Here is a 14,193-nt window from a genome sequence, read left to right on the forward strand (position 1 = left end):
GACAGGTTCAACACTCTGCTTCCACCACGACAAAAGCCAGCGCATAGTCTTTTTCATCACTGAGCGACACATGTGCTTTCAGGCGCTGCGTCTGCATCCAGCTGGCCAGCGTGTCGGAATAATGCAGCACTGGCTTACCCTGCGCATCATTCAGCGTCTGCAGATTTTTCAAGGTCATCGGCAAACGTACACCAGTACCTATCGCTTTACCAAAGGCTTCTTTGGCCGCAAAACGGGTCGCTAAATAATGCATGGCACGCAGTTCCGATTGGGCTGCGCGTTGCTGGTAGATTTGCCATTCCTGCGCACCCAGAATTTTCTCGGCAAATCTGGGACCAGAACGCTGCAAGGCAAGCTGCATGCGGTCTACCCGGGTGATGTCGTTGCCTATGCCGTAAATCATGGCTGCGGACCATACAGGCGTATCAGCTCCGCTTTAGCGGCGGCCACCGCACTGCCCCAGCCTGACAGCAAGGCGGTCGCCAGTAAGCCCTGCCCTAACTCCAGCACGCGACAGCAAGGATAACTGCGTACCGCAGCCATTTGCTGAACTGAACGCAGCGGCAAACGCAGACTGATGCCAGCTTGCGTCGCAGCGCTACACAGCGCAGTGACATCGGCGACGGCCTGCCAGCCTTCTTGCGGCAATTCCAGCAACACACTGCGCGCACCCTGCGCATGCACGGCCTGCAAAGCAGCGCTATCCGGGCTGGCCACTGCCACCCACGGCGCGTCTGCAACCGACTCTGAGGCAATCTGTCCTGCGATTAAGCCCTGCTGCCATAAGCTCTGTGCCAAGGTATCCTGTGCAGCGGCATACACAAACACCGGCAATGGGCATGTGCGCAGTAAGCTCTGCACCCCTTCAGCTGTCAGCGTGAGGCTGGCCACAGCCAGATCCAGGCTGAACTGATCGGCGCCCGCGTGCACCGCATCGCGCATCAGTTGCTCGCACACAGACTGCGGGTTTGCATCATTCAGCAAGGCGAGCAAGACCGGATCAAGGTCGATACACAGATCCGGCAAATGCAAAGGAGGATGTATCATCATAAATTCTGCAAATCGATCAAAAGCTGGCGGGTACTGAGTACCGCGCCGTGTAAATGATGCGAGAGTAAAAAGCGCATCAGCATCTTACTTTGAAACTGAGTTTCCGGCAGGCTGTAATCACCATCCGCCATCGCCAGCAGGCAAGCCCCGCTCAATACCGGGAAATGATCACCGGGCCGCGCCGGGCGCGTGCCAGCTTGTGGATCGAGCACATAATGCAGCTCAGGCTGCACGGGCGCACGCTGTTCGGTACACAGATGTATATCGCCCAGCAGGCCAGACTGACGTAGCAAAACCAGCTCAAACTGGCGCAGCACCACGGGTGCCGATTCGCCATGTGCTAACTGATTAATGGTTGCCACGTACTGATCAAACAAGGCAGGATGCGGCTCGTCTTTGAGCAGAAACTTAATGATCAGTTCATTCAGATAAAAACCGCATACAAGCGCCGATTTTTCTAAGGGCAGCATGCCGCCTACCCAATCAGCCGAGGTCAGGGTTTTTAACTCGGTCTTGCCCATCCAGGATAAGTTCAGCGGCTGGAAAGTCTGCAATACGCTGCGCAACTGCGAGTGTGGCCGTTTGGCGCCTTTTGCGACCAGCGCAATGCGGCCGAAGTCGCGCGTCAGCACATCAACGATCAGACTGGTTTCTTTGTAGGGGCGTGCATGCAGCACAAAGCCAGGTTGCTGCAAAATTTTGCGCTCACGCTGTGCGCTGGCAGAGATGGCAGAGGAACTGCGCTTTTTGACTGGCGCAGAAGTGCGCAGAGGATCTTGCAGGTAGTCTGCAAGATCCTCTGCCACTGCGTCCGTCGCGGGATTCATCACCTCAAAGACAGAAATTTACTCGTAGCCGTAAGCACGCAAACCGGCTTCATTGTCGGCCCAGCCTGATTTGACTTTGACCCAAATTTCCAGATATACCGGACCACCAAACAGCTTTTCCATGTCGATACGGGACTGGGTGGAGATTTCTTTCAGGCGCGCACCTTTGTTACCGATGACCATGGATTTATGGCCATCACGATCGACCAGGATCGCGACAAACACGCGGCGCAGATTACCTTCCTGCTCAAATTTTTCAACCAGCACGGTACTGGTATAAGGCAGCTCATCACCGACGAAACGGAATAATTTTTCGCGTACGATTTCAGCTGCGAGAAATTTTTCGCTACGGTCGGTGATATCGTCTTCACCGAACATCGGTGGCTGTTCCGGCAGATATTTACGGATTTCACCCTCCAGATTTTCCAGCTGGAAGCGCAGTGTCGCAGATACCGGCACAATCGCAGTGAACGGGAACGCAGCCGCCACCTTCTGCGCGAACGGCATCATGACGGCTTTATCTTTGATACGGTCAGACTTGTTAATCACCAGGATGCAAGGCACGTTCTTAGGCAGCAGCTCGATCACTTGCTGATCAGCCGGGCCAAACGTGCCCGCTTCGATGATGTACAAAATCACGTCAGCGGCAGTTAAGGTGGTGGTAACGGTGCGGTTCAGCGTGCGGTTCAGCGCATTCGAATGGCGGGTCTGAAAACCCGGCGTATCGATGTAGACAAACTGGGTCTGATCTTTGGTTTGTATGCCAGTGATACGGTGACGGGTAGTCTGCGCTTTACGCGAAGTGATACTGACCTTGGCGCCGATCAGCGCGTTCATTAAGGTCGATTTACCGACATTAGGACGACCGACAATAGCAATATACCCACAACGAAATTCTGGGTTGTCTGTGATTTCATTCATGGGAAGACTCAGGCTGATTTAGGATGGGATTTCGCGGCAGGCGCTTTTTCTGTTGCGCCTGGTTCTTGCTGCGATACCGGTTTTTCTGACGGCGCTGGATTATCCTGCTGCGGCGTCGCGATACCGGCTAATTTTAATTGTGCGCTTCTGGGCTTGGATTTGCGTGCAGCGGGGGATTTTGCCAGCGCAGCAATTGCTGTTTCCAGTGCCCGCTTTGCTGCGGCCTGCTCGCCGGCACGGCGACTGCCACCGGTACCAAATACCTGAATATCGAGTTTAGGCACCAGGCATTCGATCTCGAATTCCTGATTATGTGCCGCGCCATGAGTCGCAACCACATTGTACTGTGGCAGTGCGATTTTCTTACTTTGCAAAAATTCCTGCAGCAAGGTTTTGGCGTCTTTACCCAAGGTAGTCGGGTCGACGGTGGCCATAATCGGTTGATACAAGGCCTCGATCACGCGCTTGGCAGTATCGAATCCTGCATCGAGGAAAATCGCGCCGAATAAGGCTTCCAGCGTATCGGCCAGGATAGACGGACGACGGAAGCCGCCGGACTTGAGCTCACCTTCACCCAGGCGCAGGAATTGCGATAATTCTATGCTTTGGGCGATTTCAAACAAGGATTGCTGCTTGACCAGATTGGCGCGGACACGCGATAAATCGCCTTCATCGATATCTGCAAAACTATCAAACAACAGCGACGCCACCACACAGTTGAGCACCGAATCCCCAAGGAATTCGAGGCGCTCATTGTGCGTGACGCTATGACTACGATGCGTTAATGCCTGCTGCAATAAAGCGGGGTTATTAAACTGGTGCCCCAGTCTCTTTTGCAATAGTTGAAGATTCATACGTCTGTCTGCTTATTCTGGCTTTTTCGCGATCACGCCACGACTTGCCGTTGTTCCCTGGTACTCGAGCAATAAGCTGGCTGGCCCGACCAGAGGAATTTTCTTTTGATACGAAAAGCTGACCTCGACACCTTCATCGCCTTTGGAAATTTGCAGCTCTTTACCAGAGATGGAGGTGATATAGCTTACTTCAGCCTGTTTATCAAAAGCAGTCTGAATTTCATTTGCGGTCGTGCCTGCATTCTTAGCCGATGCAATCGCTTTCTTAACCGAAGTGTATTCAATCACAGTCGGCACCACTTTCATCGCCAGCATCGCGATCAGGACGATGATGCCCAAGGAAAAAATCAATCCAAACAAGGAAATACCTTGTTGTGATTTCAAAGTTTGTTGTCCGGTCTGTTTCATATTGTTTTCTCCCGATTATCCAAGTGCTTTTACAAGCATTGATTCAAGCATTGATTCAAACATTTATTCTAGGACTTAATGAAAGCTGCCTATACGTTTCACATCGCCGAAGTTCATCCAGACGAAGAAAGCCTTGCCGACGATATTTTCATCCGGGACAAAGCCCCAGATACGGCCATCAGCACTATTATCGCGATTATCGCCCATCATGAAGTAATGGCCTTCTGGCACCACGCAGGTAAAGCCCTCACTATCATAACTACAGTTCTGACGATATGGGAAATTCAATGGATCACTCACGAAAGCCGGACGTGTTTCATCGTTCAGGATGCGATGCGAGACACCTGTCAGGTTTTCTGTGAATTGCTTTGAATAACTGATTTCGTCCAGAAAATCTGGCTGTTGCTCGTATTGCAAAGGCTTACCATTGATGCTCAGACGCTTGTTTTTGTACTCTACTTTATCACCAGGTATACCAACCACACGTTTGATGTAGTCTACGGTCGGATCCAGCGGATACTTGAATACCATCACATCGCCACGCTGTGGTTGATTCAGATCGATGACTTTTTTGTTGATCACTGGCAAACGTATGCCGTACGTGAATTTATTCACCAATATCAGATCACCAATCAGCAGCGTAGGCATCATGGAGCCGGAAGGAATTTTAAATGGCTCGAACAAAAACGAGCGCAGGAAAAACACCATCGCAATCACCGGGAAGAAGCTGCCTGAATACTCGATCCAGGTTGGCTGACGCAAGAGATTCGCTTCCAGCTCAGCGCGCTTGCCCTGCTCCATCTTCACGCCATCTGCAGTCAGCTTGGCGACCCGTGCATCAAATTCTGCCAAAGCCTTATCTGCAGCAGCACGACGCTGCTTGGAAAATACAAATTTATCCAGACACCAGACGATACCCGTACCGACTGTCAACACAAACAATATCAGGGCGAAATTACCCAGAATGAATGCAAATTTCATTTCTCGTCCACTTGTAAAATCGCCAGGAATGCTTCTTGTGGAATCTCCACAGAACCGACTTGTTTCATCCGTTTTTTACCGGCCTTTTGTTTTTCGAGCAGCTTACGCTTACGGCTGATATCACCACCATAACACTTCGCTAAAACGTTTTTACGCAAGGCTTTCACATTTTCACGGGAAATGATGTTAGAGCCAATCGCAGCCTGAATCGCCACATCAAACATCTGACGCGGAATCAGTTCACGCATTTTGGCAGCCACTGCACGACCACGGAACTGGCTGTTCGCACGGTGCACAATAATCGCCAGCGCATCGACTTTTTCACTGTTAATCAGCATATCGACTTTAACCACGTCGGCAGCACGATTTTCCTTGAACTCATAGTCCATGGACGCATAGCCGCGTGAGGTGGATTTCAGACGATCAAAGAAGTCCAGTACGATTTCTGCCATCGGCATTTCATACGTCAGCTTGACCTGGCGGCCGTGGTAGCTCATATCCATCTGCACACCGCGCTTCTGGGTACACAGGGTAATCACAGAACCGACATACTCTTGCGGCATATACAGGTTAACTGTCACGATAGGTTCGCGAATTTCCTCGATACGCGACGGTTCAGGCATCTTGGATGGATTATCCACCATCGCGATACTGCCATCAGCCATCACCACTTCATACACCACGGTCGGTGCGGTGGTGATCAGATCCATATCAAATTCACGTTCCAGACGTTCCTGTACGATCTCCATGTGCAGCAAGCCCAGGAAGCCGCAACGGAAGCCAAAGCCCAGCGCCTGCGACACTTCCGGCTCATACATCAGCGCCGCATCATTGAGTTTGAGCTTTTCCAGCGAGTCACGCAAAGCATCGTATTGATTTGCCTCGACCGGGAACAAACCGGCAAACACCTGTGGCTGTACTTCCTTAAAACCAGGCAGAGGTTCAGCGGCCTTGTTGTTCGCGACCGTAATGGTGTCGCCGACTTTCGCTGCCTTCAATTCCTTAATACCGGCAATCACGAAGCCCACCTGACCGGCTGTCAACTGATCACGGCTCAGGGATTTAGGCGTAAATACACCGACGCTTTCGACCAGATGCTGGGCTTCTGTTGCCATGAACAGAATCTTATCTTTCGGACGCAAAGTACCGTTGACGATACGTACCAACATGACCACACCGACATAGTTATCAAACCAGGAGTCGATGATCAAAGCTTGCAAAGGCGCAGTCGGATCACCCACAGGAGCCGGCACTTTAGCAATCAGGGATTCCAGCACATCGGCCACACCGAGACCTGTCTTAGCGGAGCAGTGCACTGCTTCGGTCGCATCAATGCCGATGACTTCTTCAATTTCGGAACAGGCATTGGCTGGATCGGCGGACGGCAAGTCTATCTTATTTAGCACAGGTACCACTTCAACACCCAGCTCAATCGCGGTATAGCAGTTCGCTACAGTTTGCGCTTCCACACCCTGGGACGCGTCCACCACCAGCAATGCGCCTTCACAAGCGGATAAGGAGCGGCTCACCTCATAGCTGAAGTCGACGTGACCCGGAGTATCAATCAGGTTCAGGTTATACACCTGACCATCACGTGCTTTGTAATGCAAAGCGGCAGTCTGCGCCTTAATCGTAATTCCGCGCTCACGTTCGATATCCATCGAATCGAGGACTTGTGCCTCCATTTCGCGGTCAGACAGGCCACCACATAATTGAATGATGCGATCCGCCAGCGTTGATTTACCATGATCAATGTGGGCGATGATAGAGAAATTCCGGATGTTATTCATTGAGATTGCTAAAAATTCTATATGTGAAGCGGTACCGGCTAAAAAAAAGCGCTCCGGTCTGGGCAACTTTCCCCAGGCGAGCGCCTTCTGTTTGGGTTTTGCAAAGCGCCATTTTACCGGAATTCAAGACCGAAAACCGAGTATTTACCAGAGAACAAGACGCATTTACGCCAAAAGCGACAAGAAACCAGGGATCAGCGCCGCCTCAGGCTGGGGCAACATCCACTTTTCTTCATAATCAATTTTGGCCAGATACAAGCCATCCGGCATAAAAGTGGGTGCTGCAACACTGCGATCACGGCTGGCCAGCACTTCCGCCACCCAATCTGGCGCGCGCTTTCCGGTACCAACAAAAATAAGGGAGCCGACTATGTTTCTGACCATGTGATGCAAAAAGGCACTGGCCTTGAGGGTAAAGACAAACAATTCGCCATGCTGACGTATCTGTATTTCATACATGTGCTTGACTGGTGACTTGGCCTGACATTCAGCCGCGCGGAACGCAGAAAAATCATGCTCACCCAGCAAATGCGCAGCCCCCTGCTGCATCAGCGCCAGATCGAGCGGCCGGAATACCCAACCTGCCCGCCCTATCCACATTGGCGAACGGATTTTACTGTTATGCAAAACATAATGATAGGTTCTGGCACGCGCACTGAAACGTGCGTGAAACTGATTCTGATCCTCAGCATCGAACTCCAGCTCTTTCGCCCACTGCACCGCAACCGTAGGTGGCAAAAAGGCATTCACACCATTTACCCAGGAATACGGAGTACGGCTGAGCTCAGTATCAAAGTGCACGACCTGCTCCAGCCCATGCACACCCGCATCGGTGCGACCAGCGCATAAAGTACGTATTTCCTGATTGGTAAAGCGGAGCAAAGCACGTTCCAGCGCATCCTGCACAGTATCTCCGGAGGGCTGTGTCTGCCACCCACGCCACCCCTGGCCATCATATTGCACTCCCAATACTAATCGCTTCACAAACACTCTTCCCCAAATATGACTTACGCAAAAAAGAAAAACGGGCGCCAACTATCGTGGCGCCCGTCCAGAGTTTACCCTGTTTTATGCCAACTGCAACAACATGGCATTTGCTCTTTCTTTTTGAGCTGCACTGCCACCCTTCAGGACTTCGTCCAGCAATTCCTTAGCGCCCTCTTTGTCGCCAATTTCCTGATAAGCCACTGCCAGATCCAGCTTGGTTGACATCTCAGCATTATCTTCCTCTGCGTGAGCCTCTGCAGCAGGCGCATCGGAAGGCAGATCCAGACTGATGCCAGACAAATCAAACTCAAATGCCGAAGCATGATCGGCATCTTGCTGCTCAGCAGGATGTTCAGCCGCATCAGAATGCTGCTCATCTTCTGCAGGCAGTGTCAGCACGGCCAATGGCTCTTCAACCTGGCTGGCTGGCTGCTCTGTACCCGCATCAGACAAGGCAAAATCGAGTGCACCCAGATCGACATGATCAAAATCCAGCGCATGGCTTTCGTCTGTTGGCGCGGCCACTGGCTCAACAGCTGCAGCAACTTCAGCGACCGGTTTCGCATCACCAAAATCAAAATCAATGGTACCAAAATCCACCTCAGGCACAGGCTCTGGCTCCCGCTGAGAGGCAGCAGACACAGGCTCCGGAATTTGCGGCACTTCAGCCAGATCCAGACCCAGATCAAAGTCCAGTGCACCGGCATCGAGTGGCTGGACTGGATCCACCACATCCGCTGCAGCATTGGCAGCTGAGTCAGCAGTATCTTTGTTTTCTGCATGGGATGCGGTATCTATGATACTGATCGCTTCCAGCATATCGCGCGATAAGGAGTTCCCCAGCAGTGCATCCGGATCCAGATCCTCCAAAGGCTGAGTCGAATTACCCAGGCCGGCAGCGATCGAGGTATCCTGCTTCAGTTGCCCACCCGCATACAAAGGATTACCTGGTTCCAGCGAGACGCCCATAGACGCAGCTTGCGCCCACTCATCGCCCGCACCGCTGGTCATGCCATACAACTCACTGGCAAGACGTTCAAACTGTTTGGTATCTTTGCGTGCAAAATAAATTTCCAGCAATTTGAGACGCACAGCATGACGATCCGGCTGGGTACGCAAGGCCTCTTTCAGGATTTCCTCAGCCTGAGAATCACGACCATAGGCGATATACACATCTGCCTCAGCAACCGGATCGACCTCATTGGCATCGAGCTGACTGGCGGAAGGCGCAAAATTCGAATTAAAGACACTGTTATTGGTATCCACGCTCTGCCCACCAGTAGAGCCGAACATGGAGTTCGCCTTCATGCTGGAGCCAGTCAGAATACTGTCTTCGAATTGCTGCATTTTTTTCTTACGCTGGCTGGCCCAGAAACCTGCACCACCGAGCACTGCGATCAAAGCGATACCAGCTGGCATCAACCAGTCAGATATGCTTTCGAAGAAACTTGGCTCAGGCGCAGGAGGTGGCGGCGGCGGTACCGGCTTACGACGCACAACTGGTTTATCACTGGCTGATGCATCGCTGGCTGCCGCCGCACTGGCTGATGCTGCTACCACTGGTGCTGAGGCCATCGCTGACGCACTTGCCGAAGCAGAGGCACTGTCAGGCGCTTTGGCAGCAGAAGCCGGAGCAGTTGCCGTCGCAACTGCGGGTACTGAAGCAGCCACTTTCGCCTTATCCGCAGCAGATGCAGCCACCGGAGCAGCAGCCTTATCCTGCTGTTTCGCTTTAGATGCCAGCTCGGCTTCTTTCGCAGCCAGATCCTTGTTCTTTACATCCAGCAGACGCTGCAAATCGCCTACATTTTTTTCCAGTTCTTTGAGGCGACTATTGGCTTCAGCCGTGGCTTTTTCTTTGGCGATCTTATCTTCTTCAGCAACACCCTTACCTTTACCGCCTTTAGCATCGGCCGGAGCTGCTTTAGAGAGCTTCAGCTTATCCGGTGAATCACCGGTTGGCGTTGGCAACTCCTTCACTTTCGCGGTGATGGAACCACTCGCCGTTTGCTTACCAGCATTACGCTTTTCAGCAGGTGCACGTTCAACCTGCTCAGCTAACTTACCACGGTAAGAGTTAAAATCAGCCGCATGCGCCATCACCACAGAATGGGCTTCGGCATTGCTTGCTGCACTGGATTTGACGGCATCAGCATCGGGCACCACCAGAATCTGGCCAGCACGCAGGCGATTCATGTTTTTTCCGGTAAATGCATTAGGATTTGCACGATACAAGCCGACCAGCATCTGATCCAGCGAAACTCCCTCTGGCTTGTAATTGCCAGCGATTTTACTCAGGGTATCACCAGGCTTAACAACATGCTCAGTGCCGTTTTTTTGCACTGGCGCTGCAGGCGCAGCACTATTTTTTTTTGCAGCTGAAGGCTGAATCGCAATCGCAGGTGCCTGCGAGCTACGGCCACCCGCGTCCGGCGCGGCTTTGCCAGCTACCGGATTAGGTTGCGCCACTTGCGGCGCCTGGCCATTTCTAAGCTCCGCCGGATCCAGCAGGAAAGTGTATTCGCGCAACAGCTTACCATTGGAAGATGTCATTTCTAATAACATATCTACAAATGGCTCATTCATTGCCTGGGTCGAGCTGACCTTGATCACATAACCCGCACCCTTAGGTTCGATCGCGAAACGCAGGGATAATAAAGCTGCATTGAATTCTATATTTGCCTGACGATACGCATCTGCTGAGGCCAGCTTGGGTACCAGGGCACCGATTTCATCTTTGCTGGGCGAAGTCAGCTCAATTTCAGCTTTCAGCGGCTGCCCCAGAGCGGACAGTACAGTCAGTCGTCCCATGCCTGTAGCATGTGCACCAGACATCACCATCAAAGTCGAAGCCACAGCAACGCCTAAGGCTTTGCGTCCCAGAGAAATCACAGATGTTCTTTTTTGTTTATGCATTTTGTCAGACATATTGGGAATTTGGCGAACAGGGGTTCGCTGGGATTAGCTAGTTTAGCCAAAAGAAACAAATATTGTTTCAAGATAACATTAGCCACATAGCCGTGCAAGCTTAACGCTATTTATACACAGGGTAAATACATTACGCCAGTAAGCCGCACTCTACTCCCTGGAAACGTTGCAGCCATTTAACAGAAGTTCTCTATTGTAAATCGCCAGACAGGGACTGATCATAAAAAAAGGGAGGTAAACACCCCCCTTTTTTGACTTAATTTGCTACCAGATGTAACGGTCTGATCAATCTATCAAAATACGTAACATTCTGCGCAGAGGCTCTGCTGCCCCCCACAATAACTGATCACCGACAGTAAACGCACCCACATACTCAGGACCCATCGCTAATTTACGGATACGTCCGACCGGAATCGTCATCGTACCGGTAACAGCAACCGGCGTCAGATCACGGATACTGTCTTCCCGGGTATTTGGCACTACTTTCACCCATTCATTGTCCGCAGCGATCATGGCCTCGATATCAGCGACCGGTACATCTTTTTTCAATTTGAAAGTCAATGCCTGACTATGGCAACGCATCGCACCTATACGGATGCAGAAACCATCAACCGGAACTGCCTGCGACCCAAAGGCCTCTCCCTGACCCAATATCTTATTGGTTTCAGCCATGCCCTTCCATTCTTCTTTGGACATGCCATCGCCCAGATCTTTATCAATCCAGGGAATCAGAGAGCCACCAAGCGGAACGCCGAAATTAGCCGTTTCCACGTCAGAGAAGGAGCGCTGTTTAGCGATGATTTTGCGATCAATTTCCAGAATCGCACTCTTAGGATCATCCAGCAAATCCCGTACTTCTGCATTTAAGCTGCCGTACTGGGTCAGCAGTTCACGCATATGCTGTGCACCGCCACCGGACGCGGCCTGGTAAGTCTGGGTACTCATCCACTCAACCAGACCCGCCTTGTACAAAGCGCCAACACCCATCAGCATACAGCTGACGGTGCAATTACCACCGATCCAGTTTTTCTGACCTTTGACCAGTGCATCCTTGATCACCGGCAGATTAACCGGATCCAGCACGATCACCGCATCATCATTCATACGCAGACTGGAAGCGGCATCGATCCAGTGACCATTCCAGCCAGCTGCACGCAATTGCGGGAAAACTGCATTGGTATAGTCGCCGCCCTGGCAGGTAATAATGATGTCGCACTTCTTGAGCTCATCAATATTATTTGCGTCTTTCAGTGTCTTTTCATTTTTTGCCATCGCAGGCGCCTGACCGCCAGTATTTGATGTCGAAAAGAACACGGGTTCAATATGCGCAAAATCACCTTCTTCCTGCATACGCTGCATCAGAACCGAACCCACCATGCCACGCCAACCAACTAAACCAACCAGTTTCATCATTTTTCCTTTAAATTGCAGGATAGCCTGCACCTGCTTTCATCGTCTCCGGCGACTTTAACGCGCTAACGCCGCCACCACCGCCTGCCCCATCTCTGCCGTTCCCACTTTAGTGGTACCAGCTTCGTAAATATCCGGCGTACGCAAACCCTGAGCCAGCACCGTTTTGACAGCCGCCTCAATACGGTCCGCCTGCTCTGCCTTATTTAGCGAATAACGCAACATCATCGCCGCCGACAGGATAGTTGCGAGCGGATTAGCAATCCCTTTACCCGCGATATCCGGCGCCGAGCCATGCGAAGGTTCATACAAGCCCTTATTGTTCGCATCCAGCGATGCGGACGGCAACATGCCGATAGAACCGGTCAACATCGCTGCCGCATCCGACAGAATATCGCCGAACATATTGCCAGTTACGATCACGTCAAACTTCTTCGGTGCACGCACCAATTGCATCGCCGCGTTGTCGACATACATATGATCCAGTGCCACATCCGGATATTCGCGATGCACATCGGTCACGATATCTTTCCAGAACTGGAAAGTTTCCAATACATTCGCTTTATCGACGCTGGTCAGACGCTTGCCACGTTTCTGCGCAGTCTGGAAAGCGACATGCGCAATACGGCGGATCTCGGTTTCCGCATAGCGCATGGTATCGAAACCTTCGCGCTCACCTTTGAACGGGCCATCCGGACACTCACGCACACCGCGTGGCTGACCAAAATAAATATCACCGGTCAGTTCACGGATAATCAGAATATCGAGCCCAGAAACCACTTCTGGCTTCAGTGTGGAAGCACCCGCCAGCTCCGGATACAGTATCGCCGGACGCAAATTCGCGAACAGCTTCAGATTTTTACGCAAACCGAGGATAGCCTGCTCAGGGCGCAATGCACGCTCCAGCGTATCGTATTTCCAGTCACCGACTGAACCAAACAGCACTGCATCCGCATCCTGTGCCAGCTTCAGGGTAGCCTCAGGCAAAGGATGGCCAGAGGCTTCATATCCTGCACCACCAACCGGTGCCGTCTCCATTTCAAACTGTTCATCGAGTGCTTTGAGCACATGCACTGCCTGCTCTACGATTTCCGGACCAATGCCATCGCCGGGCAAAATTGCAATTTTCATTTTTTCTTTTTTCCTTAAGCTGCCGGCTGAGCGGCAGATAGACAGAACTGGCACCAGGCACGCACTATATGCGGCGACTGGATACCAATCCGTTTAAATAGTGTTTTGCAACCAGGGCTGCGCTTGCAAATGACGCTCTTCAAACGCCCTGATTTTGTCTGCATGACGCAGCGTCAGTCCAATATCATCCAAACCATTCATCAGGCAGTATTTGCGGAAAGGATCTATCTCAAAACTGAAACTGAGCGCGCCATCGCTTGTGCTAACGGTCTGCTGACTCAGATCGACCACTAGATGAAAACCAGGGAAAGCCTTCACCTGATTGAATAACTGATCTACTTGCGCCTCACTCAGCACAACTGGTAACAAGCCATTTTTATAGCAGTTATTAAAGAAAATATCGGCAAAACTTGGCGCAATAATGACCTTGAATCCGAACTGTTCCAGCGCCCAGGGCGCATGTTCACGCGAAGAGCCACAGCCGAAATTTTTACGCGCCAACAGTACCGAAGCGCCCTGATAGCGCGGCTGATTCAGGACAAAATCCGGATTCAGCGGACGCTGACTATTATCCATACCCGGCTCGCCGTGATCGAGATAACGCCATTCATCAAATAAATTAGGACCAAAGCCGGAACGCTTGATCGACTTCAGGAACTGCTTGGGAATGATCGCATCTGTGTCGACATTCGCTCTGTCCATAGGAGCGACCAGACCATTTAATAAAGTGAATTTTTCCATATAGCTAACCAGTCGTATTTTTCTTATTTTTTAGCTGCGTTCTCAACCGCCTCACCGGCTTTTTTGACATCCTTACCAATACCTTGCACGGTATTGCAAGCTGACAGGGCGCAGGCACAGAGGATCAGGGCGAATAATTTTTTCATACTATTTCCTTTTACTTAT

The 14,193-nt window shown here is 51.5% G+C and carries 14 protein-coding genes; all 14 read right to left on the bottom strand.

The features are described 5' to 3' along the window. Nucleotides 1-7: 7 nt before the first annotated feature. The 14 genes from acpS to H8K43_RS14475 all read right to left on the bottom strand — a co-directional run bounded on the left by acpS (nucleotide 8) and on the right by H8K43_RS14475 (nucleotide 14,174). Nucleotides 8-403 carry a holo-ACP synthase gene (gene acpS / locus H8K43_RS14410; protein WP_186904476.1) on the bottom strand — a complete coding sequence of 132 codons (396 nt, stop codon included), beginning with the start codon at nucleotides 401-403 and terminating at the stop codon, nucleotides 8-10. Continuing rightward, nucleotides 400-1,050: a hypothetical protein gene (locus H8K43_RS14415; protein ID WP_186904477.1), complete on the bottom strand. Its 651-nt coding sequence runs from the start codon at nucleotides 1,048-1,050 to the stop codon at nucleotides 400-402. Before H8K43_RS14415 ends, acpS begins: the two co-directional genes overlap by 4 nt. Next, nucleotides 1,047-1,877, bottom strand: a complete 831-nt coding sequence (recO, locus tag H8K43_RS14420) for a DNA repair protein RecO (RefSeq protein WP_186904478.1) — start codon at nucleotides 1,875-1,877, stop codon at nucleotides 1,047-1,049. The genes H8K43_RS14415 and recO overlap by 4 nt, the downstream gene beginning before the upstream one ends. A gap of 18 nt (nucleotides 1,878-1,895) precedes the next feature. Continuing rightward, nucleotides 1,896-2,798, bottom strand: a complete 903-nt coding sequence (gene era / locus H8K43_RS14425) for a GTPase Era (RefSeq protein WP_186880651.1) — start codon at nucleotides 2,796-2,798, stop codon at nucleotides 1,896-1,898. Nucleotides 2,799-2,806: 8 nt separating this feature from the next. After that, a complete protein-coding gene (gene rnc / locus H8K43_RS14430; RefSeq protein WP_186904479.1) occupies nucleotides 2,807-3,652 on the bottom strand; it encodes a ribonuclease III in 846 nt (281 codons plus the stop codon). 12 nt (nucleotides 3,653-3,664) lie between these two features. Continuing rightward, on the bottom strand, nucleotides 3,665-4,060 hold the full coding sequence (locus tag H8K43_RS14435; protein WP_186904480.1) for a DUF4845 domain-containing protein: 396 nt from the start codon (nucleotides 4,058-4,060) through the stop codon (nucleotides 3,665-3,667). A 75-nt stretch (nucleotides 4,061-4,135) separates the two neighbouring features. Beyond that, complete coding sequence (gene lepB, locus H8K43_RS14440; RefSeq protein WP_186904481.1) at nucleotides 4,136-5,041, bottom strand: signal peptidase I; 906 nt, start codon at nucleotides 5,039-5,041, stop codon at nucleotides 4,136-4,138. Beyond that, nucleotides 5,038-6,831, bottom strand: a complete 1,794-nt coding sequence (lepA, locus tag H8K43_RS14445) for a translation elongation factor 4 (RefSeq protein WP_186880655.1) — start codon at nucleotides 6,829-6,831, stop codon at nucleotides 5,038-5,040. Before lepA ends, lepB begins: the two co-directional genes overlap by 4 nt. 165 nt (nucleotides 6,832-6,996) lie before the next feature. After that, the gene (gene truA, locus H8K43_RS14450) at nucleotides 6,997-7,815 is read right to left on the bottom strand and encodes a tRNA pseudouridine(38-40) synthase TruA (RefSeq protein WP_186904482.1); all 819 of its coding nucleotides are present in this window, start codon (nucleotides 7,813-7,815) and stop codon (nucleotides 6,997-6,999) included. 84 nt (nucleotides 7,816-7,899) lie between these two features. Then, complete coding sequence (locus H8K43_RS14455) at nucleotides 7,900-10,734, bottom strand: motility hub landmark protein FimV (protein ID WP_186904483.1); 2,835 nt, start codon at nucleotides 10,732-10,734, stop codon at nucleotides 7,900-7,902. Between the two features lie 297 nt (nucleotides 10,735-11,031). After that, nucleotides 11,032-12,159: an aspartate-semialdehyde dehydrogenase gene (gene asd, locus H8K43_RS14460; protein ID WP_162019373.1), complete on the bottom strand. Its 1,128-nt coding sequence runs from the start codon at nucleotides 12,157-12,159 to the stop codon at nucleotides 11,032-11,034. Nucleotides 12,160-12,213: 54 nt separating this feature from the next. Then, nucleotides 12,214-13,287, bottom strand: coding sequence for a 3-isopropylmalate dehydrogenase (leuB, locus tag H8K43_RS14465; protein ID WP_186904484.1), 1,074 nt, complete (start codon nucleotides 13,285-13,287; stop codon nucleotides 12,214-12,216). Between the two features lie 93 nt (nucleotides 13,288-13,380). Then, the gene (leuD, locus tag H8K43_RS14470) at nucleotides 13,381-14,028 is read right to left on the bottom strand and encodes a 3-isopropylmalate dehydratase small subunit (RefSeq protein WP_186904485.1); all 648 of its coding nucleotides are present in this window, start codon (nucleotides 14,026-14,028) and stop codon (nucleotides 13,381-13,383) included. A gap of 23 nt (nucleotides 14,029-14,051) precedes the next feature. Beyond that, nucleotides 14,052-14,174, bottom strand: coding sequence for an entericidin A/B family lipoprotein (locus tag H8K43_RS14475; protein WP_186904486.1), 123 nt, complete (start codon nucleotides 14,172-14,174; stop codon nucleotides 14,052-14,054). Between the last annotated feature and the right edge of the window lie 19 nt (nucleotides 14,175-14,193).

This window comes from Cognatundibacterium curvum, from assembly GCF_014284235.1.
Taxonomy (GTDB): Bacteria; Pseudomonadota; Gammaproteobacteria; order Burkholderiales; family Burkholderiaceae_D; genus Undibacterium; species Undibacterium curvum.